The sequence below is a fragment of the Pseudomonas defluvii genome (genome assembly GCF_001695625.1).
Lineage (GTDB): Bacteria > Pseudomonadota > Gammaproteobacteria > Pseudomonadales > Pseudomonadaceae > Aquipseudomonas > Aquipseudomonas defluvii.
Window position 1 is genome coordinate 20,348 of record NZ_MBPN01000037.1, and the last position, 24,953, is coordinate 45,300.

Genomic DNA, 24,953 nt, shown 5'->3' on the forward strand with positions numbered 1-24,953 from the left:
CGAACAATCCGGTCAACCTTTGAAGGTTTCCCCGACATGAGCATCAGTTTCGATAAAGCGCTCGGCATTCACGAAAAGGCATTGGGCTTTCGCGCTCAGCGTGCCGAAGTGCTGGCCAACAACATCACCAACGCCGATACCCCAAACTACAAGGCGCGTGATCTGGACTTCTCCGAGGTGTTGGCGGCGCAGGCCGACAAGGCTAAAAACGGCACCTTTTCGTTGGAGCGGACCAACAGTCGCCATATCGACGCTGAAGGTTTGAGCATGGGTGAAGAGGCGCTGAAGTACCGCACTCCAATGCAGCCGTCGGTTGACCAGAACACCGTTGATGCGCAACTGGAGCAATCCAGCTACGCCGAGAACGCGGTGGGTTTCCAGGCCAGCTTCACGCTGCTCAACAGTAAATTCAAAGGGCTGGTATCGGCCCTGCGCGGAGAGTAATTCATGTCCCTTGCCAGTGTATTCAATATCGCCGGTAGCGGCATGAGTGCTCAGACTACTCGGCTCAATACCGTCGCCAGTAACATTGCCAACGCCGAGACCGTTTCGTCGAGCATCGACCAGACCTATCGCGCACGCCATCCGGTGTTTGCCACCACGTTCCAGCAGGCGCAGAGCGGTGTCGGCCAGTCGCTGTTCCAGGATCAGGATGCTGCAGGTCAGGGCGTGCAGGTGTTGGGTGTGGTTGAAGACCAGAGCAATCTGGAGGCGCGCTACGAGCCGAATCATCCTGCGGCAAACAAGGACGGCTACGTCTACTACCCGAACGTCAATGTGGTCGAAGAAATGGCCGATATGATTTCCGCCAGCCGTTCGTTCCAGACCAACGCTGAGCTGATGAACACTGCCAAAACCATGATGCAGAAGGTCCTGACCCTGGGTCAGTGATAAAGGACTAAATCAATGGCCAGCATTAACGATACAACCACCGGTGTGAACCTGAACGATGTTCTGAAGGCTTCCGGAGCAAAGACGACCAGTACCAGCAGCAGTAGCGGTATTGCTGCGGCTACCAACAGCAAGACTGGCTCTGGACAGGCGCTCGGCAAGGATGCGTTCCTGCAGTTGCTGGTGACGCAGATGCAGCACCAGAACCCGCTTGATCCGCAGGACAACAGTGAGTTCGTGGCGCAGTTGGCGCAGTTCTCCAGCCTTGAGGGCATTACCTCGCTGAACGATTCGGTGACGGCGATCTCCGGCACCTTCAAATCGTCTCAGGCGTTGCAGGCCTCTTCGCTCGTTGGGCGCTCGGTTATCGTCCAGACCGACAAGTCGGTGGTTGATACCACCAAGAGCTTCACCGGTAGCGTCAGTGTTCCGCAGTCGGTCAGCAACTTGTCGATCAATATCACCGACAAAGACGGCAAGGCCATCAAGACCATCGAGCTGGGTGAGCAGTCGGCGGGCAAGGCCGACTTCGTCTGGGATGGCAAGAATGAAGCGGGTGAAGTGGTTGATCCGGGTACCTACACCTTTGCTGCCAGCAGCAAGATCGACGGTACCGCTACCGCCCTCACGACTTACCTGCCGGCCACGGTCAGCAGTGTCACCTTGAGCCAGACTGGCGGCGAGATGATGCTCAACCTGGCAGGCCTGGGCACCATTGCGCTGTCCAAAGTCCAAACTATCGGTATATAGAGCCGGCGTACACGGCACAAGGAGTGAAAGATGTCATTCAATATCGGCCTTAGCGGTCTCTATGCAGCCAACAAACAACTGGACGTAACGGGCAACAACATCGCCAACGTTGCGACCACTGGCTTCAAATCCTCGCGCGCAGAGTTTTCTGACGTGTACTCGGCAAGCAAGCTGGGCGTGGGTAGCAAGACCGTGGGTAATGGTGTGCGCCTGGCGGCGGTATCTCAGCAGTTCGGTCAAGGCGACATCAACAATACCGGCAACGTGCTGGACATGGGTATTCAGGGGCAGGGCTTCTTCGTACTGAGCGATAACGGCTCGCTGAGCTACACCCGTGCCGGCGCCTTCCAGACCAACAAGGACAACTATGTCGTAACGTCCGATGGCATTCGTTTGCAGGGTTATGCCGCTGATGCCAATGGCAAGATTGTCAATGGTGTACTGACTGACCTGAAAATCGACACTTCGGCCCTGGCACCTAAGTCCACTAGCCTGATTGATCAGGGTATCAACCTGAACTCCTCGGCGGACGACATTACGGCTACGTTCGATCCGGCTGATACCAGCACCTACACCAAGACCTTTGCCACCAAGATCTACGACAGCCAGGGTAATGAGCATGTCATGGATCAGTACTACGTGAAGACGGGGCAGAACTCGTGGTCTGCATACACCTTGATCGATGGGCGTAACCCGCAAGATCCGACCTCTACAGATCCGCTCTCGGGCACTATCACGTTCAATCCTGATGGCAGTGTCAAGGCCATGACGGGTAGTGAAAGTTACCCGACGCCAGACACCAGCTTTGAAGTGACCAACAACGTCTTTGTTCTCAAGGGCTGGGTGCCGGCTGCCAAGGACGCCTCGGGTGCCTGGGTGTCGAACGGTTCCGAGGGGAATGCGACGGGTATTCGCCTCGACATGACCTCGACCACTTCGTACAACACCGAGACAACCCGCCTGTCGCAATCTCAGGATGGTTATGCCACCGGCATTCTGTCCAGCCTGAGCATCGACTCGACAGGTGTCATGTTCGCCAGCTTCAGCAACCAGCAGTCCCGTGCAATTGGTCAGGTGGCAATCGCCAGCTTCGCCAACGAGCAGGGCCTGGAGCAGATGGGTGGCACACGTTGGAAAGAAACCTTCGCGTCGGGTATCCCGGGCATTGATGCGCCGAAGACCGGTACCCTGGGGGCCATCACCTCCAACGCGCTGGAAGCCTCCAACGTCAACCTGACCCAAGAGTTGGTCGAGTTGATCAAGGCGCAGAGCAACTACCAGGCCAACGCCAAGACCATCTCGACTCAAAGCACCATCATGCAGACCATCATTCAGATGACCTGATGGGCGCATGAGTCAATGATGTACAGCCAAGCCCCTTTCTCATGGAAGGGGTTTGTCGTTTTTGAGGTGCTGAACGATGTTGAAACGATGGGTGGGGGTGGGCGTTTTGCTGGGGGGGCTGCTGCTTGCAGCGCAGTCCTGGGCCGGTATGGCGGCCTGGTACTGGTGGGAAAGCCAGGCTACTGGCCGACTGGTGTGCACGCAGGTCTCGCCTGGTGAGGGCTGGCGGCTGTTTTCCGGGCCCTACAACAATGGTGCCTGTCGCGATAACTGATGCGGTGGCGCTGTCTGGACTCTCCTGTTGCCGTCAGGCAATGAGGCGAGGTTTTGCCGCTGCCGGCAGAATGCCGCCGAGAATTTGTCTTCTGTTTTCTTTCTGGTGGTCGTGAGGTGAGGGAAAGCCCCGTAAATTCAGTCTTTTTGATGGTCTGTTGGGACTTGGTTCGATAATTGCTTCTAGCAGCGCAGAGCAGCGGTGAACGGCAAATGTTCGCCAGCGCAGCGGAGGATGACTGTGGACAAGATGCTTTACGTGGCCATGACCGGCGCCAGCCAGAACGCGCTGGCGCAGAAGGCCCATGCCAACAACCTGGCCAACATTTCCACCAGCGGTTTTCAGCGTGACCTGGAGCAGGCGCGTTCGATGCCGGTGTTCGGCGACAGCTTTCCGGCGCGAGCCTATGCCATGAGCGAGCGTCCGGCGACGGATTTCACGCCGGGTGCCATGCAGGAAACCGGGCGTGACCTGGATGTTGCCGTCGGCGGCAACGGCTGGATTGCAGTGCAGGCGCCGGATGGCAGCGAAGCCTACGTGCGCACCGCCAGCATGAACATCGATGCGCTGGGCGTACTGCGGGCCGGTAATGGCATGCCGATCATGGGCAATGGCGGGCCGATTGCCGTGCCGCCTGAGCAAAAGGTCGAGATCGGCCAGGACGGTACCGTCAGTATCCGCGCCATGGGCGAGGGGCCGCGAGTCATGGCTGAGGTCGACCGGATCAAGCTGGTCAACCCTGACCTGAAGAATATGACCAAAGGCCTGGACGGCATGATCCACACCAAGAGTGGTCAGCCCGCCGATGCCGATGGCTCGGTTCAGCTGGTGTCGGGTTTCCTTGAGGCCAGTAACGTCAACGCGGTAGAGGAAATGACCTCGGTGTTGGCACTGTCCCGTCAATTCGAACTGCACGTCAAAATGATGACCACGGCCAAGGAAGGCGATGAAGCCATGGCGCGTGTTTTGCAAATCGGCTAATTACACAGGCGTAGCGCCGTAAAACAGGCGCTTCAGGAGAACAGCATGCTTCCGGCTCTTTGGGTCAGTAAAACAGGTCTGGCCGCTCAGGACATGAACCTGACGACCATTTCCAACAACCTGGCCAACGTTTCGACCACAGGCTTCAAGCGCGACCGCGCCGAGTTCCAGGACCTGCTCTATCAAACCCGTCGTCAGGCAGGCGCTCAGTCCACTCAGGACAGCGAACTGCCGTCGGGTCTGCAACTGGGTACGGGTGTGCGTATTGTCGGCACCCAGAAGAACTTCAATGCCGGTAGCCTGCAGACCACCGAGCAGCCGCTGGACATGGCGGTCAATGGCCGTGGTTTCTTCCAGATCCTGCAGCCTGATGGGACTGTTTCCTATACCCGTGACGGTACGTTCCACCTGAACTCCGATGGTCAGATCGTCACCGCCAATGGCTTCGCCCTTGAGCCGGCGATTGTTGTGCCGCCTGATGCGCAGACCTTCACTGTCGGCATTGACGGTACCGTCTCCATCACCACCGCAGGCAACCCGGCTGCACAGGTGATCGGCAACATCCAGACCGCCGACTTCATCAACCCGGCCGGCTTGCAGGCCGTGGGTAACAACCTGTTCCTGGAAACCGCTGCCAGTGGCGCGCCGCAGGTGGGTACTCCAGGTTTGAACGGCTTCGGTACCACGCTGCAGAACACCCTGGAAAACTCCAACGTCAGCACCGTGGAAGAGCTGGTGAACATGATCACCACACAGCGCGCCTATGAAATGAACTCCAAGGTCATTTCCACTGCCGACCAGATGCTGTCGTTCGTTACCCAGAACCTGTAAGTGATGTTCACAGGGGCGCTGGTACAGCGCCTGTTACACCGTGAGGTTAGAGTCATGAGTCGTTTGTTTTCCGTACTTGCCCTGGGTGGGGTAGTGTTGTTGGCCGGTTGCGTTGCGCCGACGCCCAAGCCCAACGACCCGTACTACGCGCCGGTATTGCCGCGCACACCATTGCCAGCAGCGGCTAACAACGGCTCGATCTACCAGGCCGGTTTCGAGCAGAACCTGTATAGCGACCGCAAGGCGTTCCGGGTCGGTGACATCATCACCATCACCCTGAATGAGAAAACCCAGGCGAGCAAGAACGCCAACTCGCAGATCGCCAAGAACAGCAAGGCCGACATCGGCCTGACATCCCTGTTCGGGACTGTGCCCAATACCAATAATCCATTGGGTTCTGGCGACCTGTCCCTTGAGGCGGGCTACAGTGGTGACCGTACCACCAAGGGTGACAGCAAGGCCGGGCAGGGCAACAGCTTGACCGGTTCCATTACCGTGACCGTGGCTGATGTACTGCCTAACGGCATCATCGCTGTGCGCGGCGAAAAATGGATGACGCTGAACACCGGTGACGAGTTGGTGCGTATTGCCGGCATGGTCCGTGCCGACGATATCGCGACTGACAACACGGTGCCTTCGACTCGCGTCGCCGACGCCCGCATCACCTACTCGGGTACCGGTTCGTTTGCCGATGCGAGTCAGCCAGGGTGGCTCGACCGCTTCTTTATCAGCCCGCTTTGGCCTTTCTAGGTTCGGATAACCATGCTCAAGTTCAGTCGGCTGATTGCCGCGACGATCCTGCTGTCCACGGCGTTTGCTGTTCAGGCCGAACGCCTGAAGGACATCGCCAGTATTTCCGGGGTGCGTACCAACCAGTTGATTGGTTATGGCCTGGTGGTGGGGCTCAATGGTACGGGTGACCAGACCACTCAGACACCGTTCACCCTGCAGACCTTCAACAACATGCTGTCGCAGTTCGGCATCAAGGTGCCTGCCGGGTCGGGTAACGTCCAGTTGAAGAACGTGGCTGCGGTGTCGATTCACGCCGACCTGCCACCGTTCGCCAAGCCGGGCCAGTCGGTGGACGTTACCGTTTCCTCGATTGGTAACTCGAAAAGCCTGCGTGGCGGTAGTCTGTTGATGACCCCGCTCAAGGGTATTGACGGTAACGTCTATGCCATTGCTCAGGGCAATCTCGTGGTAGGTGGTTTTGATGCCGAAGGCCGTGACGGTTCCAAAATTACCGTCAACGTTCCGTCGGCAGGTCGTATTCCTGGCGGGGCTACGGTTGAACGTGCAGTACCGAGCGGTTTCAACCAAGGCAACAGCCTGACCCTGAACCTCAATCGTCCGGACTTCACCACCGCCAAGCGCATTGTCGACAAGGTCAACGAGTTGCTGGGGCCGGGTGTGGCACAGGCACTGGATGGCGGTTCTGTGCGGGTGACTGCGCCAATGGACCCTAGCCAGCGGGTCGATTACCTGTCGATTCTGGAAAACCTGGAGATCGATCCAGGCCAGGCGGTGGCCAAGGTCATCATCAACTCGCGTACGGGTACGATCGTCATCGGTCAGAACGTCAAGGTATCGCCTGCAGCGGTTACCCACGGTAGCCTGACGGTCACCATTACCGAAGACCCGGTGGTCAGCCAGCCAGGGCCATTTTCCAATGGCCAGACAGCGGTCGTGCCGCGTTCACGTGTGAACGCCGACCAGGAAGCCAAGCCGATGTTCAAGTTCGGCCCGGGCACCACGCTGGATGAGATTGTACGTGCGGTCAATCAGGTGGGCGCAGCCCCAAGTGACCTGATGGCGATTCTTGAAGCCCTGAAACAGGCCGGCGCGTTGCAGGCCGACCTGATCGTGATCTAAGGCGCTGGCTATGGATATGCCCAAGGGTGGAGTTTCCGCAGGCGCCGATACCGGGGCCTACACCGACCTCAATCGACTTAACTCGTTGAAGGTCGGCGACCGTGACAGTGACGCCAACCTGCGCAAGGTGGCCCAGGAATTCGAGTCGCTGTTTCTCAACGAGATGCTCAAGTCCATGCGTTCGGCCAACGATGTGCTGGCCAAGGACAACCCGCTCAACACTGAGACCACCAAGCAGTACCAGCAGATGTACGACCAGCAACTGTCGGTCAGCTTGTCTCGGGAGGGCGGCGGTATCGGTCTGCAGGATGTGCTGATGCGTCAGCTGTCGAAAACGAAATCGACGGCTGCGGCGCACGCAGGCAGCAGCCCGTTCCCGCATGTGGAAGGGCAGCAGCGCGCACTGTGGGCTGCACGCGTGGCAGAGCCTGTGCGCTCAGAGCAAACGGCTTCGCGTAACGACATGGTGTTGCTCAATCAGCGCCGGTTGAATCTGCCCAGCAAACTCACGGATCGCCTGCTGGCCGGGATCGTGCCGTCGGCAGGTACTGCAACGGCTGCGACACCGGGCAACACGCTGGCCAATCGCTCGGGGGCCGTCGGTGATGCAGTCATCAAGGGTGATTGGGAGCCGGCACAATCGTTCGGTGCGCCAGGCAGCATGCGTATTTATGGTCGGGCCATGGCTCAACCGCCTCTGGCACCGGCCAAGCGTGCCTTTGGTTCGTCCGATGAATTTGTCACGACCATGCTGCCGATGGCCGAGCAAGCTGCAGCGCGTATTGGTATCGACCCGCGTTACCTGGTGGCGCAGGCGGCACTGGAAACCGGTTGGGGTAAGTCGATCATGCGCCAGCCGGATGGCAGCAGCAGTCACAACCTGTTTGGCATCAAGGCGACGGGTAATTGGCAAGGTGGTCAGGCGCGAGCGATCACCAGCGAGTTTCGCAATGGGCAGATGGTCAAGGAGACCGCTGCGTTCCGTTCCTATGACTCGTTCCAGGACAGCTTCCATGACCTGGTGAGCCTGTTGCAAAACAATTCGCGCTATCAAGAAGCGATCAAGTCTGCCGATAAACCAGAACAGTTTGTGCGAGAGCTGCAGAAGGCCGGTTATGCAACCGATCCGGATTACGCCAGCAAGATCTCGCAGATCGCGAAACAAATGAAGTCGTACGAGAGCTTTGCTGCGATTGACACTTCCACGAAATTATAAGGTTTGAACTATGGCGAGCTTGATCAACATCGGCGTATCGGGGCTTGGAGCCTCGCAGTCGGGCCTGTTTACCACGGGTAACAACATTGCCAACGCCGACGTTGCCGGCTACTCACGCCAGCAAAACGTACAAAGCACCAAGAGTTCAATCCAGAGCGGTAATGTGTTCATCGGCACTGGCACGACGCTGTCCGATGTTCGTCGGGTGTACAACGCGTTCCTTGAAAACCAGCTGCGAACCACCACTTCGCTGAACAGCGACGCATCCGCGTACCTGAATCAGGTTTCACCGATCGACAACCTGTTGTCCGATGCCGATACCGGTATCACCGGCGCGCTGAAGAGCTTCTTCACGGCGCTGCAGAGTGCGTCGGCCAAGCCGACCGAAGACGCCTCGCGGCAGTTGCTGTTGACCAGTGCCCAGTCGCTGAGCAAGCGCTTCAATACCATTTCCGCGCAGCTCAACGAGCAGAACAGCAACATCAACGGCAACCTGGCGTCGATGGCTGAGCAAGTCAACAAACTGTCGGCCACCATTGCCCAGTACAACGATCAGATTTCCCGTGTTTCAGCCGTGCAAGGCAGCCCCAATGACCTGCTCGACCAGCGTAACGAAGCCGTGCGCCAGCTCAACGAGTTGGTCGGTGCTCAGGTGGTCGAGCGTGAGGGTAACTTCGACGTTTACCTGGCCAATGGTCAGCCGCTGGTGTTGGGCAAGACCATCAATACCCTGGAAACCGTACCGAGCAAGACCGACCCTACCCGGATGAGCCTTCAGCTCAACCGTGGCAGCACCAGCATGGACATCACCTCCAGCATTACCGGCGGTGAAATGGGCGGCCTGCTGCGCTACCGCAGCGAGGTGCTGGATCCGTCGATGAACGAGCTGGGGCGTATTGCCCTGGTGGTTGCCGACAGCATCAACCAGCAGTTGGCCCAAGGCATCGACAAGAACGGTGAGTTCGGCGCGGCATTGTTCGGCGATATCAACAGTGCCGCCTTGATCAGCCAGCGCAGCATTGCCCAGGCCGGCAACAGCGCAGGCGCTGGCAATCTGGATGTGACCATCAGTGACACCGGCAAGCTGAGCACGTCCGATTATCAGGTGACCTTCAGCAGTGCGACCCAATATACGGTCAAAAAGCTGCCGGACGGCGATGCCCAAGGGCCTTACGACATCACGGCAACCCCCCCGCAGGAGATTGATGGCTTCAAGCTTGCCCTCAATGGCGGGGCGCCCAGCGCCGGTGACAGCTTCAAGATCACCCCGACCCGCAACGCAGCAGCCAAGCTCGACACGGTGTTGACCGATCCCAAGCGCATCGCGCTGGCGGCGCCCTTGTCGGCGGTCAGTGGCTCCGGCAATCAGGGTACCGGGGTTATCACCCAGCCCGAACTGACCTCGAAGCTGGATATCTATGATTCGACCCAGCGCATTGATCTGCAGAACGGCCTGAAGTACTCCACGCCGGTGAAGTTGGTTTTTGGCGATGAAACAACCAACCCGCAATCCTACAAGCTGTTCGATGCCAAAGGCACCGAATTGTCCTCCGGGACCATTATTCCGGGCGAGAGCAACACGCTGCAATTGAGCGTGCCGATGGTCGATGCCAGTGGCAACCCGATCATGGATGGCGTGACTCAGAAAACCTTCAATTTCGAAATGACTGTCGCCGGGTCACCGAAAGAGGGCGATAACTACACCGTGTCGCTGACCGGTGCAGGCTCTGCCGACAACCGCAATGGCCAGGCGGTGATTGACCTGCAAACCAAGGCCACGGTTGAAGTCGGGGCTAACGGCAAGGGCATCAGCCTGACCGATGCCTACGGCAAACTGGTTGAAAACGTGGGTGGCAAGACCGCGCAAGCGCAAATGGACAGCAATGCGACGAATGCCCTGCAGACCTCGGCCAAGGCAGGCCGTGATTCGCTTTCTGGTGTCCAGCTCGATGAAGAGGCCAGCAACCTGATCAAGTATCAGCAGTACTACACGGCCTCGTCGCAAATCATCAAGGCTGCCCAGGAAATCTTTACCACGCTGATCAACAGCCTTTAAGGAGTCGTAGACCGTGCGTATTTCTACTTCCCAGTATTACGAAAGCAGCACTTCAACCTATCAGCGCAACTTCGCCAATGCGGTGAAGTCGGGCGAGCAGGCCAGTGACAACTTGCGTATACGTACCGCCGCGGATGACCCTGTCGGCGCGGCGCGGCTGTTGCAGCTGGAGCAGCAAAGCAACCTGTTGGGCCAGTACGGCGATAATACGACCAACGTGCGTAACTCGCTGGGCGCCTCTGAGGGTGTTCTCAATGGCATCAGCGCCATTTTGCAGCGGGTCAATGAGCTGGCTATCAGCTCGGGTAACGCCAGTTTCACCGATGCGGATCGCAAGGCCAATGCCCAGGAGTTGGGGCAGCTTGAAGACCAGCTCTATTCGCTGATGAACAGCCGTGATGAGAACGGTAAATACCTGTTCTCCGGCTCGCGTGGTGATACCCAGCCGTATGTGCGTAACGCAGATGGCACCTACACCTATCAGGGTGACCAGGGCACCTTGAACTTGCAGGTGGGCGACATGCTCACAATGGCGACCAATGAAAGCGGTTATGCCGTGTTCGAGCAGGCACTCAATACCAGCCGTAGTGAGACAAATTTGACTTCGCCTGCTGTTGATGATGGCCGGGTTCAGTTGTCCGATGGTCAGGTGTCTGGCAGCACGACCTATAACGACCGTTTCCGCAGTGGTGAGCCGTATACCATCACGTTCCTCAGCAGTACGCAGTTCAAGATCACCGACGCGTCCAACAACGACGTCACGCTGGAAGCCACTCAAGGCGGCACATTCGACCCGGCCTCCAGCAACAAGATGATCAGCTTCCGTGGTGTTGATATGCGTCTGGCTATCAACTTCCAGCCGGGCGACAGCGCCAACCCTGATGCGGCGATTGCGGGGCACACTTTCACGTTGGCAGCCAAGCCCGATTCTATTTCGGGCTCACGCAGCCCAGGCAACAGCTCTGCGGCGCAAGTCACCAATGCCTCCATCACCGATGCAACGGCTTACAACAGCGCCTTCCCGGGTGGCGGCGCCATTCTGAAGTTCACCAGCGCCACTGACTTTGAGCTGTATGCGCAGCCGCTAACCGCCGACAGCAAACCTGTGTCGACCGGTACGCTCAGCGGTACCACCGCCACGGCAGCAGGGGTGACCTTTGACCTGGCCGGTGCGCCCGCAACAGGTGATCAGTTCTCCATTCAGGTCGATACTCATCAGACCCAGAACGTCCTTGATACTATTGGTCAGTTGCGTAAGGCATTGGCTCTGCCAGTGGATCAAGACCCATTGGTCAAGCAGCAGTTCCAGGCGGCGCTGGATTCGGCTATCGGCAACATTGCCAGCGGCTCAAACCAGATTGCCTCAGCGATCAGTGATATTGGTGCGCGTGGTGCGGCCTTGGATGTTCAGGCTGAAACCAATGAAAGCCTGAAGATTGCCAACACCAAGACGCAAAGCTCGATACGTGATGCAGACCCGGCTGAAGTGCTGATTCGTCTGAACCTGCAGCAGACCATGCTGCAGGCCTCTCAGCTCGCATTCAGCAAGATATCGTCGTTGAGCCTGTTCAATCAGCTCTGAGTTTCCTGGCCCTGAGGGGCCGGGATCTGTTCCTGCTTCTAGGGCGCCTCGCCAGGTAATGGCAGGCGCCCTTTGTTTGAGAGTGCCCCGTGACTAAAGCCCCCCTCGTCAGTATCGTTATCCCAGCCTTCGATGCGCGCTTCTTTTCTGTCGCCTTGCGCAGTGCGTTAGGCCAAACATACGAGCACCTTGAAATAGTTGTCTGTGATGACAGTCGTGATGCGGAGATTGAGCGTATCGTCGCTTCTTTTAGAGGGCAGGGGCGTGCCCGGATTCGCTATTTGCGCAACACGCAGCGTCTGGGATTCCAGCGTAACGTATTGCGCTGTGTGGACGAGGCGCAAGGTGAGTACATCAAAGTGCTCTGCGATGATGACCGGCTGTTTGCTCGGTGTATTGAGTTACAAGCCCAGGTGCTCATTGAGCATCCTGAGGTCAATCTGGTGCAGGCCCATCGGTTGCAGGCTGACGCCAATGACTTCGTGTTACCCATACATCCCGACAATTGCCCATTTGCCTTGGTTGACTCCGTGTTCAAGGGCGAAGACCTGTTGGCCGTTCAGGAGGGGCGTGCAGTCCATTTTCTGGGGATTTTTTCGTCTGCCCTGATGCGAACCCAGGATGTTCGGCAGGTGTTAAAAGCACTGACTTCTGCTAGTGAAGGCTTTATCACGCTGCTGGATCAAGCGTTGTTTGTTTGCCTGTTGCGGAAAGGCAACATGGCACTGCTGACACAGGTACTCAGTGTTGAACGCTTGCACCCGGCGCGCTTGAGCAAACAGCCGGAAAATATCCAGGCAGCAAAAAAAGAGTTGAGCAGATTGCGTCAAATGCTTTCCGCCCGCTTGGGAGATGGGGCGCCTGCCCGTGGGTGGGTGCGCTATGTCGAGTTGTCCGATGCCAATGAGCCAGGCTGCGATTGGAAAGAGCTGTACCTGGTGCGTGTGCTGAGTAATTGGCAGACCGTGATTCAAGGGCGTGTTGGGAGCAATTGCGATAGCTACGCCGAGCTTTACCAGCAATGGCTTGCAGCACGACGCTTCTCGGATGCTCAGCGGCGGGTGGTGTGTGAGCAAGTTGTCAAATGGCCTTCACGGCCGAAAATCGTTCCGGTAATTGTCGACCATCAGCAGGATGAGGCTGAGCTGAACGTCACGCTTGATAGCCTGGCCGCGCAGCTCTATGCGCCGACTGCGGTGTTGGTGCTGTCTAATACCAACTGCGTGGTCGAGCAACATGTTGTGCGCTTGCCGCTAGCGGAGAACTGGGCGGCGCAGGTCAACAGTGCGATGCCGGCGCTGGAGGGCGTGGACTGGATCTACCTGCTGCGGGCTGGTGACCGGTTGAGTGAGTCGGCGTTGCTGCTGCTTGCCGAACGCATTGCTGCAACCCCCGGTATGCGTTGCGCCTACAGCGATGAAGGTGCTGTGTTGAACGGCGAGTCCTGTGACCCGGTGTTCAAGCCCGACTTCAACCTTGACCTGATGCGCGCCTACCCCTATGTGGGTCGAACCTTGGCGTTCCAGCGCCAACAGGTGCTTGCCCTGGGTGGTTTCGAGTCGTCACTGGGTGAGCTTGCGCCCCATGACATGGTCTGGCGTATTGCAGAGTCCAATGGCCTGTTTGCAATCGAGCATATTGCCGAGATTCAGGTGGAGTCTGCATTCCCCTATGCCCAGTGGCTGTCATTGCCATCGGTGATCGAGCAGAGCAGTACGCTACTCGCTGCGCACTTGAACCGATTGGGGGTCGAATATCGGATTCATCATGACGCGTTGCCATTGCTCAAGCGCGTTGAGTACCTGCACGCGGAACAGCCGCTGGTCTCGCTCATCATCGTCGCGGGTGATGACGTATCAGCCATACAGCGCTGTGTTGAGGGGGTGCTGGAGAGCACCACATACAGCCGATACGAGCTGCTGATTGTCGGTAGGCCGGAATGCAATGCTGGCATGCGTGACTGGCTCGACGCGATGGCGCAGATGGGCGGTGGCCTCTTGCGCGTGCTGGACGCACCGCAAGGTGCCGGTGTAGCGGCTATCAACAACCTTGCTGCCGAGCAGGCGCGGGGCGAGTACTTGCTGTTCTTTGCAGCTGACAACCTGGTTTGTCAGGCTCAATGGCTGGCTGAGCTGCTTAATCACGCGCAGCGACCGGAAGTGGGGGTCGTTGGTGCGCGTCTCGTTGATCCGAAAGGCAAGGTTGCCAATACCGGCGTCATTCTTGGCTTGGGTGGTGCGGCAGGGCCTGCATTTGCCGGCGAGCTTTCGGATGCGCGGGGGTACATGCAGCGTCTTCAGGTGGCTCAGAACTGGAGTGCGGTGAGCGGAAGTTGCCTGATGATACGCACTCAGGTTTTCAAGGATCTGGGTGGTTTCGATGAGGCGACGTTTGCCCAGAGCCTGGCCGACATTGATTTGTGTTTGCGGGTCGGCCAGGCGGGTTACCTGGTGGTAGGAACGCCCTATGCAACCGTCGTTCAAACGCGTGAAGACAAGCCGTGCTACTTGGGGGCCGAGGCTGGGAAGCCAGAGCAGGAAGCGTTGATCCAGCGCTGGCTGCCCAGTGTAATCCGGGACCCTGCCTACAACCCCAGCCTGAGCTTGACCCGTTCGGCGTTTACGTTGGAACCCGGCTTGCGAGATAACTGGAACCCTCTGGTCTTACGCACGTTGCCTTCCATCCTGGCGTTACCGGTCAACAACACCGCAGTGGGGCATTATCGCGTCAATCAGCCGCTGCGTGAGCTTGAAGCCGCAGGACGTACGCTAGGACGAATCAGCTTTGAAGTGCCTTCTTTGGTTGAAATCGCACGCATGAATCCGGATGTAGTGGTCATCCAGCTTCGCCACTCCTCGGAAGGTGTCGATTGTATCGAGCAGCTCAAGCTTGTCACCTCGGCCCGCCGAATCTATGAGATTGACGACTACATTCTGGAAGCGCCCAAGAAAAATGATCATGCCCGCAACTCGCCTCGCGATACCGAGCAGCATTTGCGCCGAGGCATTGGCTTGTGTGATCGGGTCGTGGTTACCACGGACGCATTAGCCAACGCGCTGTCCAGTATGCACCGTGATATTCGCGTGGTGCCGAACATGCTGGCGCCGCATTTGTGGCTGGGCCTGAACAGTCGGCGTGGTGTGTCGAGCAAGCCTCGGGTGGGTTGGGGGGGCGGCACCAGTCATGGCGGCGATCTGGAAGTGATTGCCGAGGTGGTGCGTGCGCTGTCCAATGATGTGGAGTGGGTGTTCTTTGGCATGTGCCCAGAGAATCTCAAGCCCTACATTCACGAGTATCATCCCGTCGTTTCGTTGGAAAGCTACCCGGCGAAGCTGGCCAGCCTGGACCTGGACCTGGCCCTGGCACCGTTGGAGTTCCACATCTTCAACGACTGCAAGAGCAACCTGCGTCTGCTGGAGTATGGCGCCTGTGGTTATCCGGTGGTATGCACCGATACCGAGGCCTACCGGGGTTACTTGCCTTGCACACGGGTTCGCAGCAACTCTACCCAGGAGTGGTTGCAGGCGATCCGTATGCACCTGGCTGACCCGGCCGCCAGCTATCGCATGGGCGATGAGTTGCGTGAAGCGGTGCTGCGCGACTTTGTATTGCGTGCGGACAACCTGCAGCACTGGGTGTGGGGCTGGTTGGCCGACTGATCCTGTACACCTTCCTTGTAGCGGCGCTGCAAACGCGCCGCTGGCAGCTTCCGCGTACTTGGCGCACTTCCTGCAGGCACCCCTTCATATCGCCATAAATCCTTCACTCTGGCCTGGATAGGCTGTGCGAAGTACTTGAGGAAACCGATGAAGGCAGTCATTTTGGCGGGTGGTCTCGGCACGCGGATCAGCGAAGAGTCGCACCTCAAACCCAAACCGATGATCGAGATCGGTGGCAAGCCAATTCTTTGGCACATCATGAAGCAGTATTCTGCGCACGGCATTCACGACTTTGTGATTTGCCTGGGCTACAAGGGTTATGCGATCAAGGATTTTTTCGCCAACTACTTTCTGCACACCTCCGACGTCACCTTCGACATGCGCAACAACCGCATGGACGTTCATCAGAACTACAGCGAGCCGTGGCGCGTGACACTGGTGGATACTGGCGAAGAAACCATGACCGGTGGCCGTTTGCGCCGTGCCGGGCGTTACCTTGAGGACGAAAAAGCCTTCTGCTTCACCTACGGCGATGGTGTCTCTGACCTGAACATCGGTGCGCTGGTCGATTTCCACCTGTCCCATGGCAAGTCGGCAACTGTGACGGCCGTGCAGCCGCCTGGTCGTTACGGTGCATTGCAGTGCGATGGCAATCAAGTGTTGGGCTTCACCGAAAAGCCGCGTGGTGATGGTGGCTGGATCAATGGCGGCTTTTTTGTCTTGTCGCCCAAGGTGCTGCCGTACATCGCGGGTGACTCGACCTCCTGGGAGGCCGAGCCACTGACCCGTCTGGCCAATGAAGGCCAGTTACAGGCGTTTCAGCATGACGGCTTCTGGCACCCGATGGACACCCTGCGTGACAAGAATCATCTGGAGCACCTCTGGCAGAGCGGGGAGGCCCCATGGAAACAATGGGACTGAGTTCAGCATTCTGGAGCGGCAAGCGCGTTCTGGTGACCGGTCACACCGGATTCAAGGGCAGTTGGTTGGCGCTGTGGTTGCAGAGCATGGGCGCGCGGGTCACTGGGTTTGCACTGGACCCCGCCACTGAGCCGAGCCTGTTCGTGCAGGCGCGTGTGGCTGAGGGGATCGACGACCGCCGTGGCGATGTTCGAGACCTGGGTGTGCTGCTAGACCTTGTCGCCGATGTACAGCCCGAAATTGTCTTGCATCTGGCTGCGCAACCCTTGGTGCGTGAAAGTTATCGCGACCCGCTGGGAACCTATTCAAGCAACGTGATGGGTACCCTGAATCTGCTTGAGGCAATTCGTCAGGTGGGCGGGGTTCGCGCTTGTGTGCTGGTGACCACCGACAAGGTGTACGCCAATCAAGAATGGGTGTGGCCGTACCGAGAGAATGAAGCCCTCGGAGGGCATGACCCCTACAGCAGCAGCAAAGCCTGCTGCGAGATTCTGGCGCAGTCTTATGCAGCGTCGTTTTTCCCTGTCGAGCAGTACGCTGAACATGGGCTGGCCCTGGCGACGGCGCGGGCCGGTAATGTATTGGGCGGTGGAGATTTTTCGCCGGAGCGCTTGATTCCTGATGTGCTCAAGGCGTGGTCCGGCGGTGAGCCGGTGACCTTGCGGTATCCTCAGGCCGTACGGCCCTGGCAGCATGTCCTTGAGCCGCTGGCAGGTTACCTGCAACTGGCCGCGGCGTTGTACGAGAAAGGCCCCGATTATGCGGGCGCGTGGAACTTCGGTCCAGGCGAGGCGGACATGTGCAGCGTCGGTGAGGTGGTTGCCACACTTGCCAGTCAGTGGCCACACGCACCGGGTGTTCAGGTCGAGAAGAGTGACTTGCACGAGGCGGGGTTGTTGCGCTTGGACAGCAGTCGCGCGCGCAAGCTATTGAACTGGCAGCCACGCTGGTCGCTGCAAGAGTGCCTTGAACAGACGTTGGGTTGGCATCTGGCCATGCGTCGTGGCACGGACATGCGTGGGGTCACCTTGACTCAACTCAGCCTGTATCAGGAGTCGCTGTGAGTCAGTACGCTCTTCATCCACTGCCTCTGGGTGGCCTGTTCCGTGTCGAGCACCGGCGCCATGAGGACGAGCGTGGTGCGTTTGCGCGGCTGTTTTGCGAAGGCAGCTTGCAGGCCTTCGGGCAGCCGTTTCACATTCGTCAGATCAACCACTCACGTACCGTCGGGCGCGGTAGCGTACGGGGTCTGCATTATCAAAACGCCGAGCAGCCTGAAGCCAAGTACATCACCTGTCTGCGCGGTGAGGTCTGGGATGTGGTGGTGGACTTGCGCCCAGCGTCGCCGACGTTTCTGCAATGGCATGCCGAGCACCTGTGCGCAGGTGATGGTCGCAGCCTGTTGATCCCGGCCGGATTTGCACATGGTTTCCAGGTGTTGAGTGAGGAGGCCGAGTTACTTTACCTGCACAGTGCGGACTATGCCCCACAGCATGAGGGCGGCTTGTCGGTACACGACCCGCGGTTATCCATTGCCTGGCCGTTGCCTGTCAAAAACCTGTCTGTCCGAGATGCTGGCCATCTCTGGCTTGATGATCGTTTTGCTGGAGTGTCTGTATGAAGTGCCGAGGTTGCGGCAGCGCTCTGAGTCTGCCCTTGATCGATCTGGGCACTGCACCGCCCTCCAATGCGTACCTGCGTGCCGAGCAATTGGCTCAGGCTGAACAGTGGGTGCCGCTCAAGGTTGGGGTCTGCGAGCAGTGCTGGCTGGTCCAGACGGAGGACTACACACGTGCCGAGCAGTTGTTCGATGCTGAGTATGCCTATTTCAGCTCCTACTCCAGTACCTGGTTGGCACACGCCGAGACCTACGTTGCGCAGATGGTCGAGCGTTTCGGGCTGGGTGCTTCCAGTCGGGTGGTGGAAATTGCCGCCAATGATGGGTACCTGCTGCAGTATGTGGATCGTCGTGGCATTCCGTGTCTGGGGGTAGAGCCTACACACAGTACGGCGCAGGCGGCTCGGGCCAAGGGCCTGGAGATCCGTGAAGTATTCTTCGGCCGTGAGACGGCATTGCAACTGGTTGCCGAGGGCTGGTCGGCAGACCTGATGGCGGCTAACAACGTCCTGGCCCATGTGCCCGATATCAACGACTTCCTGAGTGGGTTCACGGCCCTGCTCAAACCCGCCGGTGTGGCGACCTTCGAGTTTCCACACCTGCTGTCGCTGATGGCTGAGCATCAATTCGACACCCTGTACCACGAGCATTACTCCTACTTGTCGCTGACCGCTGTAGCGACCTTGTGCCAGCGTAATGGGCTGGACATCTTTGATGTCAGTGAGCTTGCTACCCATGGCGGCTCTTTGCGGGTGTTTGTCCAGCGTGCCGATGGCCAGCGTCGCGAGCGACAGGCGGCGGTGCAGCGCCTGCTGGACCTCGAAGCCTCCGTGGGGGTGTGTACTCCAGACTTTTACGCGACCCTCGCGCCCGCTGCGCAGCGTATCAAGCATCAACTATTGCGTTTTCTGCTTCAGGCCAAGGCCGATGGGAAGCGTGTGGTGGGCTACGGCGCTGCCGCGAAGGGTAATACCTTGCTCAATTATGCAGGCGTGAAACCGGACCTGTTGGCGTGGGTGGCTGATGCCAATCCGCATAAACAGGGCAAGTTCCTCCCGGGTAGCCGGATCCCGGTCGTTGCGCCTGAGCAGTTACGGCATGAGCAACCGGACTATGTGCTGGTACTGCCTTGGAACCTTCTGGCTGAGGTCAGCGAGCAACAGGCTCACGTGCGTGAATGGGGCGCTCGTTTCGTGATTGCAGTACCGGAGTTGAAGGTCCTGTGAGTGCGCTGAATGTATTGGTAACCGGCGCTACCGGTTTTGTCGGGCGCCACCTGGTGGCTGCGTTGTTGGCGCGAGGGCATCGTGTACGGGCATTGGCGCGTGATGCCAGCAAAGCTGCCGACATGCCGTGGATCGACGATGTCGAATTCATTGCGGCCGATATCCATGGCTCGCACGCCACTGTTGCGACCTGGGTTGAAGGTATAGATGTCCTGGTTCACCTGGCCTGGCCCGGCTTGCCAAATTATCGAGCGCTGTTCCACTTCGAGCATAACCTGATGGCGGACTATGCCTTCATCAAGCAAGCCGTTGTGGCGGGCGTGCCGCAGGTGCTGGTGACTGGCACCTGCTTTGAATATGGCATGCAGAGCGGGCCGCTTGATGAGCGGTGTGAGCCTCGGCCGACCAACCCCTACGGTGTGGCCAAAAATACGCTGCGGGTCTTCCTTGAGGCGCTACAGGGTGAGCATCCTTTTACCCTGCAGTGGGCGCGTCTGTTTTATCTCCATGGTTCCGGGCAGAACCCAAACAGTTTGCTGGCGGCACTGGACCGCGCCATTGATGCTGGCGATCCGAGTTTTCCGATGTCGGGCGGCGAGCAATTGCGGGATTACTTGGCAATTGATGTTGCGGTCGCGTACCTCGCTCAGCTCATGGAGTACAGGCAGTTTTCTGGTGTTATCAACTGTTGTAGTGGCAAGCCCGTGTCGGTTCGGGCCTTGGTCGAGCAGCGAGTTCGCGAGCGTCATTCGGATATTACGTTGAACTTGGGGCATTACCCCTATTCGAGTCATGAGCCAATGGCATTCTGGGGTTCGACTGAGCGTTTGCGACACCTGACAGGAGAGCGGCATGACGCGTGAGCTGTACCGGGCGCAAGGCTTGCCCGTTTTGCAGAACCGCACTTTTGCGACTGCCGAAGAGGCGCGCGCCAGTGGATGCGCGGACATCGTGCTGGTACAGGATGCGCAGAGCGGTCTGGTCTTCAATCAGGCGTTTGATGCCGACAAGCTGGTCTACGACGCGAACTACCAGAACGAGCAGGCGCATTCGACACAGTTTCAGCGGCACTTGAGGGATGTCGAACAGATTCTTGCTCGTCACTTCAGTGGGCAGCGCTTGATTGAAGTCGGTTGCGGGAAAGGTTACTTCCTGGAGATGCTGCGTGAGCGGGGCTACACCATCACTGGCGTTGACCCTTCCTATGAAGGTGATAATCCTGATGTGATCAAGGCACCTTTCACGCGTCAGCTGGGATTGTCCGCCGAGGGTATTGTCTTGCGCCATGTTCTGGAACACATGGCTGATCCGCAGGCATTCCTGAGTGAAATTGCCGCCGCCAACCAGGGTGGAAAAATCTACATCGAAGTACCGTGCTTTGACTGGATTGTCGAGCACCATGCATGGTTCGACGTGTTCTACGAGCACGTCAATTACTTCCGGCTTGACGATCTGCGACGGCTCTTTGGCACGGTTCACGAAGCCGGCCATCTGTTTGGCGGGCAGTACCTTTATGTCGTTGCCGACCTTGCCAGTTTGCGCGCGCCGCGTACGGGCTCATCCCTGCTGCAAATGCCGACGGGCTTCACCGCAAGCCTCGACCGGGCGGTACAGATCATCAAGGACGCTCCCGATCAGCGCGCAGCGATCTGGGGGGCTTCATCCAAGGGGGTCATCTATTCACTGTTCCTGCAGCGCGCTGGCGTTGCGGTGGACCATGTGGTCGACATCAATCCGGCCAAGCAGGGGCGTTACCTGCCGCTCAGTGGTTTGCGCGTGTCATCGCCGCAAGAGGCGCTGGACAGCCTCCCTGATGGCGCAAACCTGTTTGTAATGAACTCGAACTACCTCGAAGAAATCAAGCGCATGACCGATGAGCGCTATGTCTACCACGCCGTAGACAGCGCCTCGTTTCAATGACAATCAGTGAGACCCTACATGACTGACAATAACGTACATCAGGCTTTTGAGGCTGAGTGCAAGGCTGAAATCGATGCCCAGGGCCAGAACGAAACGCTAAAAGCTCTGGCTCGCGACTTTTTCAATGAATCGGCCCGGCATAAGTACAGTTATCACTTCTCGTGGATGGGCCGTCCCATCATTCAATTGCCTCAGGACATGATGGCAATGCAGGAGCTGATCTGGAATATCAAGCCGGACCTGGTGGTCGAGTGCGGTATCGCCCATGGCGGCTCGATTATCTACTACGCCTCGCTGCTGGAACTGCAAGGGCACGGTGAGGTGCTCGGTATCGACAGGGATATTCGTCCACATAACCGCCAGGCCATCGAAAGCCATCCGATGTTCAAGCGGATCAGCATGATCGAGGGGTCCAGTATTGATTTGGCCGTCGTCGAACAGGTTCGTGCGTTGGCGGCGGGCAAGAAGGTTATTTTGGTACTCGACTCCAACCATACCCATGAGCATGTGCTTGAGGAGTTGCGGCTGTATGCGCCACTGGTTTCGCTGGGCAGCTACTGCGTAGTGATGGACACGGTGGTTGAAGACATGCCGGCTGATGCTTTTCCTGATCGTCCCTGGGGGCCAGGTGATAACCCGAAGACTGCGGTCTGGGCCTACCTGGAGGAAAACGGCGATTTCGAAATCGATCAGCAAATGAACGACAAATTGCTGATTAGTGTGGCGCCGGACGGCTATCTGCGTCGGGTTCGTTGAATTCTCTGGTCTAAAGCGTACAGGCCCCAGTGGCTGGCAGGAAAGTGATATGCACGTTGAACACATTGCACAAGAAGGCGCAGCGCTGAAAGAGCGTTTTACGCTGGTCATTATCAGTCATGAGCGGCCGGCTTTCTTGCGCCGTACGTTGCAGTACTACCAAGGCTTTAGTGGCAACGTGCTGGTGTTGGACTCCTCGCGTCAGGCGGCAGACGGTCTCCTCCGGGACTATCCTGAGGTGGATTATCGTCATCTGCCGGCGTTCGGCTACAAGGGGCTTCAGGACAAGCTGGCATATGGCGTAGCACAGGTCACCACGCCTTACATGGCCTTTGCAGCCGACGACGATTTTCTCCTTCACGATGCATTGGTTGAGTCTGTCGCATTTCTTGAAGCAAACACCGAGTACGGGCTATGCCACGGCTATGGCATGATGTATCTGGCGCGTGGCACCAAGGTGAATTTCTATCGCCGAGACAAGCGGGTTTGCGAAGACTACAACTCTGATCTTTCCGAAGAGCGTGTTCTGGACTTCCTAGGGCAGTTTTTGCCGCCCTTTTATGCGGTGACACGCACCGACCTGCTGCAGCAGTGGTATGCCGTGCTACCGGCCAATACCAGCTTTGAATGGCAGGAAATTGGTCATGCGTTCTATCTTTTAGCCTGCGCCAAGGCCCGGATCCTGCCGATCCCTTATGCTGTGCGCGAAGCCAACTACGGTAGCTCCGAGCACAACACCAATGTCTTGACGGTATTGGCCTACCCCGATCCAAAGTCCGTTGCCGAGCGTGAGGCGTTTGCTCAGTTTCTGGCCTCGACGCCAATGGGATTTCGCAACAAAACGTCAGACCAGATCAAGCAGATAGCGCTGACTAGCTTTGATGCTATGGCCGGCGGCTTGCAAAGCAGGCGGGCATTGGACTCTTGCATGATCGTTTGCTCCGAGTGGTCGCAGCCGAGCGCCGAACCTGTGCGTTTGTTTGGCGAGACACAATTCGTCGAGATGCCGTTCTATAACAAGACGATGTTCGATCTGCTTGCATGTATTGAGTTCCTGATTCATTCCATGCCGGCGGGTCGCTTGCAGCTTCAGGAGCTGGAGCCGATCTTGCTGCGTCAGTCGGAACTGATGCAGGTTCATGCGAATGACACCGCGCATACGATCACGAGCCGCTTATGGGAAGCTCTGGCGTTGACCCCGTTCAACCGTACGGTGGTAGAGCGTTTGCTAAAGTCGCTGCGTGCCACAGGCGATGAAAAAGAAGCTGCGCCGCTTCAATGCTGGCTTGAGCGTTTGTGCAGTGTGCCTGCTTATGATCGCAAGGCGCTGCTCGATAGCATGGCATCCGGGCGTTTGCTGAACTGGCTGGAAGCGCGCAAGCCAACAGCTGTCCAGGTTCGTCTGGCCAATAAGCGTCTGGCTCGTCATGCTGGTGGTCCGACTTTCGGCATTCTGCTGTTGGACCTGGATGCCGATATGTTCAAGCTGCAGGCGACCTTCGACAGCTTGATGGCGGGCCATTGCAAGGCTTTCAAGGTTGTGGTGCTGACCACGGGCGATTTGCCCGCCAACACGACACCGGAGCAGACCGTACACTTCGTCAAGGTCACGGCTGAGGATCATGTCGACAAACTCAACCGGGCGATCACTACGCTGGGCACCGATTGGGTGATCCTTGCCGAGGCTGGCGACCGCTTCACCGCTGGCGGCCTGCTGCGCGCCAGTCTGGAGTTGCTGGAGGCCGACGGTTGCCGTGCAGTGGCAATGGACGAGGTCATGCGTCAGGCCGACGGAACCTTGGTGGAGGTGTTGCGCCCAGGCGCCAGCCTCGACATGCTGCAGAGTGTGCCAGGGCTTATGGCGCGGCATTGGCTGGTACGTCGCGAGTTGCTGCTTGAGGTGGGCGGTTATGATGCTGAGTTTGCCCGGGCACTGGAATTCGACCTGTTGCTCCGTTTGATCGTGCAGGGCGGGTTGGCTGGGCTGGCGCATTTGGCCGAGCCGCTGTTGATCAGCCAGGCGCGAGATGTTGACGCCAGCGAGCACGAGCGTGCAAGCCTGGCGCGCCAACTGGCGCAGCGTGGTTATGCCGCGCAGGTCAGTTCGGCGAAACCTGGCACTTACCAGATTGACTACCGTCATGAAACACGGCCGTTAGTGTCGATAGTGCTTTATTGCCAGGACAATATGGAGCAGTTGCAGACCTGCCTGGTCAGTGTGCTGCAGCGTACCCGTTACCGTAGTCACGAGATTGTCATCGCCGACAACAACAGCCAGTCGCCAGAGTTGCTGGCGTGGTTGGCGAGCCTGAGTGCGGCTGGTGATCGTATTCGTGTGGTGCGCAGCGAGCGCACCATCAGCCCGTCGGCAATGACCAATCTGGCCTGTCAGCAAGCTGCTGGCGAGTACCTGGTGTTGCTGGCCAGCGATGGCGAAGTGGTAAACGCCAACTGGCTGGAAAGCCTGCTTAACCAGGCGCAGCGTCCTGAGGTCGGTATCGTGGGTGGCAAGCTGTTCGACCGGGCAGGTACGATCACTCAGGCCGGTCTGGTGCTGGGCTTTGGGGCGGGGGTTGCTCCGGCTCTGGCAGGTGAGGGCAAGGATGCGGCTGGCTATATGCAGCGGCTGCATGTCGAGCATAACGTTTCGGCCGTATCCGCCGCGTGCCTGATGATCCGCAAGGAACTGTATCTGGCGCTTGAAGGCCTGGATGAAGCCGCGTTCATGGCGCATTACGCCGATGTCGATCTGTGCCTCAAGTCCGCTCAGGCGGGTTACCTGACGGTATGGACGCCACAGGTGCAGGTGATTCATCACGGCACGGTCATGCATGAGGAAGCGGCTCTGCAGGCGTTGCGTGAGAAGTGGCCGGGTTATCTGGAAAACGATCCGGCTTATAACGCGAACCATGCGCGCATGGGCAAAACCTTTGGCCTGGGTGCTCCAACGGCTGTGGAGTGGGAGGTGCTGGTCGGTTAATCGCCCAGTACGCTATTGATCAAAAGCCACGAGCGCCCAGGGGCGTTCGTGGCTTTTTTTGTTGTAATCCATTGGT

At 58.2% G+C, this 24,953-nt stretch carries 21 protein-coding genes; all 21 read left to right on the plus strand.

Annotated elements, in window-relative coordinates:
- Nucleotides 1–36: 36 nt before the first annotated feature.
- The gene (gene flgB, locus EKA13_RS12540; RefSeq protein WP_065759714.1) at nt 37–444 is read left to right on the plus strand and encodes a flagellar basal body rod protein FlgB; all 408 of its coding nucleotides are present in this window, start codon (nt 37–39) and stop codon (nt 442–444) included.
- Between the two features lie 3 nt (nt 445–447).
- Nucleotides 448–891 carry a flagellar basal body rod protein FlgC gene (flgC, locus tag EKA13_RS12545; protein WP_065759715.1) on the plus strand — a complete coding sequence of 148 codons (444 nt, stop codon included), beginning with the start codon at nt 448–450 and terminating at the stop codon, nt 889–891.
- Nucleotides 892–906: 15 nt separating this feature from the next.
- Complete coding sequence (gene flgD, locus EKA13_RS12550) at nt 907–1,641, plus strand: flagellar hook assembly protein FlgD (protein ID WP_065759716.1); 735 nt, start codon at nt 907–909, stop codon at nt 1,639–1,641.
- Between the two features lie 30 nt (nt 1,642–1,671).
- Nucleotides 1,672–2,985, plus strand: coding sequence for a flagellar hook protein FlgE (flgE, locus tag EKA13_RS12555; RefSeq protein WP_065759717.1), 1,314 nt, complete (start codon nt 1,672–1,674; stop codon nt 2,983–2,985).
- Nucleotides 2,986–3,061: 76 nt separating this feature from the next.
- Nucleotides 3,062–3,259 (plus strand): hypothetical protein, encoded by a 198-nt coding sequence (locus EKA13_RS12560; RefSeq protein ID WP_065759718.1) that lies wholly within the window; start codon nt 3,062–3,064, stop codon nt 3,257–3,259.
- A gap of 240 nt (nt 3,260–3,499) precedes the next feature.
- On the plus strand, nt 3,500–4,240 hold the full coding sequence (locus EKA13_RS12565; RefSeq protein ID WP_065759719.1) for a flagellar basal body rod protein FlgF: 741 nt from the start codon (nt 3,500–3,502) through the stop codon (nt 4,238–4,240).
- Nucleotides 4,241–4,285: 45 nt separating this feature from the next.
- Nucleotides 4,286–5,071 (plus strand): flagellar basal-body rod protein FlgG, encoded by a 786-nt coding sequence (gene flgG / locus EKA13_RS12570; RefSeq protein ID WP_065759720.1) that lies wholly within the window; start codon nt 4,286–4,288, stop codon nt 5,069–5,071.
- Nucleotides 5,072–5,125: 54 nt separating this feature from the next.
- A complete protein-coding gene (gene flgH / locus EKA13_RS12575; RefSeq protein ID WP_065759721.1) occupies nt 5,126–5,821 on the plus strand; it encodes a flagellar basal body L-ring protein FlgH in 696 nt (231 codons plus the stop codon).
- A 12-nt stretch (nt 5,822–5,833) separates the two neighbouring features.
- Nucleotides 5,834–6,943, plus strand: coding sequence for a flagellar basal body P-ring protein FlgI (locus tag EKA13_RS12580; protein WP_065759722.1), 1,110 nt, complete (start codon nt 5,834–5,836; stop codon nt 6,941–6,943).
- A 10-nt stretch (nt 6,944–6,953) separates the two neighbouring features.
- Nucleotides 6,954–8,159, plus strand: a complete 1,206-nt coding sequence (gene flgJ, locus EKA13_RS12585; protein ID WP_065759723.1) for a flagellar assembly peptidoglycan hydrolase FlgJ — start codon at nt 6,954–6,956, stop codon at nt 8,157–8,159.
- A gap of 10 nt (nt 8,160–8,169) precedes the next feature.
- On the plus strand, nt 8,170–10,215 hold the full coding sequence (flgK, locus tag EKA13_RS12590) for a flagellar hook-associated protein FlgK (protein ID WP_065759724.1): 2,046 nt from the start codon (nt 8,170–8,172) through the stop codon (nt 10,213–10,215).
- A 13-nt stretch (nt 10,216–10,228) separates the two neighbouring features.
- Nucleotides 10,229–11,797, plus strand: a complete 1,569-nt coding sequence (locus tag EKA13_RS12595) for a flagellar hook-associated protein 3 (protein WP_065759725.1) — start codon at nt 10,229–10,231, stop codon at nt 11,795–11,797.
- An 89-nt stretch (nt 11,798–11,886) separates the two neighbouring features.
- Nucleotides 11,887–15,456 carry a glycosyltransferase gene (locus EKA13_RS12600; protein ID WP_065759726.1) on the plus strand — a complete coding sequence of 1,190 codons (3,570 nt, stop codon included), beginning with the start codon at nt 11,887–11,889 and terminating at the stop codon, nt 15,454–15,456.
- Nucleotides 15,457–15,603: 147 nt separating this feature from the next.
- Nucleotides 15,604–16,377 (plus strand): glucose-1-phosphate cytidylyltransferase, encoded by a 774-nt coding sequence (rfbF, locus tag EKA13_RS12605; RefSeq protein ID WP_065759727.1) that lies wholly within the window; start codon nt 15,604–15,606, stop codon nt 16,375–16,377.
- Nucleotides 16,359–17,441, plus strand: coding sequence for a CDP-glucose 4,6-dehydratase (gene rfbG / locus EKA13_RS12610; RefSeq protein ID WP_065759728.1), 1,083 nt, complete (start codon nt 16,359–16,361; stop codon nt 17,439–17,441). The genes rfbF and rfbG overlap by 19 nt, the downstream gene beginning before the upstream one ends.
- On the plus strand, nt 17,438–17,998 hold the full coding sequence (locus EKA13_RS12615) for a dTDP-4-dehydrorhamnose 3,5-epimerase family protein (protein ID WP_065759729.1): 561 nt from the start codon (nt 17,438–17,440) through the stop codon (nt 17,996–17,998). The genes rfbG and EKA13_RS12615 overlap by 4 nt, the downstream gene beginning before the upstream one ends.
- On the plus strand, nt 17,995–19,221 hold the full coding sequence (locus tag EKA13_RS12620; RefSeq protein WP_065759730.1) for a class I SAM-dependent methyltransferase: 1,227 nt from the start codon (nt 17,995–17,997) through the stop codon (nt 19,219–19,221). The genes EKA13_RS12615 and EKA13_RS12620 overlap by 4 nt, the downstream gene beginning before the upstream one ends.
- A 5-nt stretch (nt 19,222–19,226) precedes the next feature.
- Nucleotides 19,227–20,084: an NAD-dependent epimerase/dehydratase family protein gene (locus tag EKA13_RS12625; RefSeq protein ID WP_065759734.1), complete on the plus strand. Its 858-nt coding sequence runs from the start codon at nt 19,227–19,229 to the stop codon at nt 20,082–20,084.
- Nucleotides 20,074–21,141: a class I SAM-dependent methyltransferase gene (locus EKA13_RS12630; RefSeq protein WP_065759731.1), complete on the plus strand. Its 1,068-nt coding sequence runs from the start codon at nt 20,074–20,076 to the stop codon at nt 21,139–21,141. The genes EKA13_RS12625 and EKA13_RS12630 overlap by 11 nt, the downstream gene beginning before the upstream one ends.
- A gap of 18 nt (nt 21,142–21,159) precedes the next feature.
- Nucleotides 21,160–21,897: a cephalosporin hydroxylase family protein gene (locus EKA13_RS12635; RefSeq protein WP_065759732.1), complete on the plus strand. Its 738-nt coding sequence runs from the start codon at nt 21,160–21,162 to the stop codon at nt 21,895–21,897.
- 49 nt (nt 21,898–21,946) lie between these two features.
- A complete protein-coding gene (locus tag EKA13_RS12640; RefSeq protein WP_065759733.1) occupies nt 21,947–24,877 on the plus strand; it encodes a TIGR00180 family glycosyltransferase in 2,931 nt (976 codons plus the stop codon).
- Nucleotides 24,878–24,953: the final 76 nt, after the last annotated feature.

Bases quoted from the DNA above. Each gene is read 5' to 3' on its own strand.
- flgB (WP_065759714.1), top strand. From the start codon at position 37: ATGAGCATCAGTTTCGATAAAGCGCTCGGCATTCACGAAAAGGCATTG.
- flgC (WP_065759715.1), top strand. From the start codon at position 448: ATGTCCCTTGCCAGTGTATTCAATATCGCCGGTAGCGGCATGAGTGCT.
- flgD (WP_065759716.1), top strand. From the start codon at position 907: ATGGCCAGCATTAACGATACAACCACCGGTGTGAACCTGAACGATGTT.
- flgE (WP_065759717.1), top strand. From the start codon at position 1,672: ATGTCATTCAATATCGGCCTTAGCGGTCTCTATGCAGCCAACAAACAA.
- EKA13_RS12560 (WP_065759718.1), top strand. From the start codon at position 3,062: ATGTTGAAACGATGGGTGGGGGTGGGCGTTTTGCTGGGGGGGCTGCTG.
- flgG (WP_065759720.1), top strand. From the start codon at position 4,286: ATGCTTCCGGCTCTTTGGGTCAGTAAAACAGGTCTGGCCGCTCAGGAC.
- flgH (WP_065759721.1), top strand. From the start codon at position 5,126: ATGAGTCGTTTGTTTTCCGTACTTGCCCTGGGTGGGGTAGTGTTGTTG.
- EKA13_RS12580 (WP_065759722.1), top strand. From the start codon at position 5,834: ATGCTCAAGTTCAGTCGGCTGATTGCCGCGACGATCCTGCTGTCCACG.
- flgJ (WP_065759723.1), top strand. From the start codon at position 6,954: ATGGATATGCCCAAGGGTGGAGTTTCCGCAGGCGCCGATACCGGGGCC.
- flgK (WP_065759724.1), top strand. From the start codon at position 8,170: ATGGCGAGCTTGATCAACATCGGCGTATCGGGGCTTGGAGCCTCGCAG.
- rfbF (WP_065759727.1), top strand. From the start codon at position 15,604: ATGAAGGCAGTCATTTTGGCGGGTGGTCTCGGCACGCGGATCAGCGAA.
- rfbG (WP_065759728.1), top strand. From the start codon at position 16,359: ATGGAAACAATGGGACTGAGTTCAGCATTCTGGAGCGGCAAGCGCGTT.
- EKA13_RS12620 (WP_065759730.1), top strand. From the start codon at position 17,995: ATGAAGTGCCGAGGTTGCGGCAGCGCTCTGAGTCTGCCCTTGATCGAT.
- EKA13_RS12630 (WP_065759731.1), top strand. From the start codon at position 20,074: ATGACGCGTGAGCTGTACCGGGCGCAAGGCTTGCCCGTTTTGCAGAAC.
- EKA13_RS12635 (WP_065759732.1), top strand. From the start codon at position 21,160: ATGACTGACAATAACGTACATCAGGCTTTTGAGGCTGAGTGCAAGGCT.
- EKA13_RS12640 (WP_065759733.1), top strand. From the start codon at position 21,947: ATGCACGTTGAACACATTGCACAAGAAGGCGCAGCGCTGAAAGAGCGT.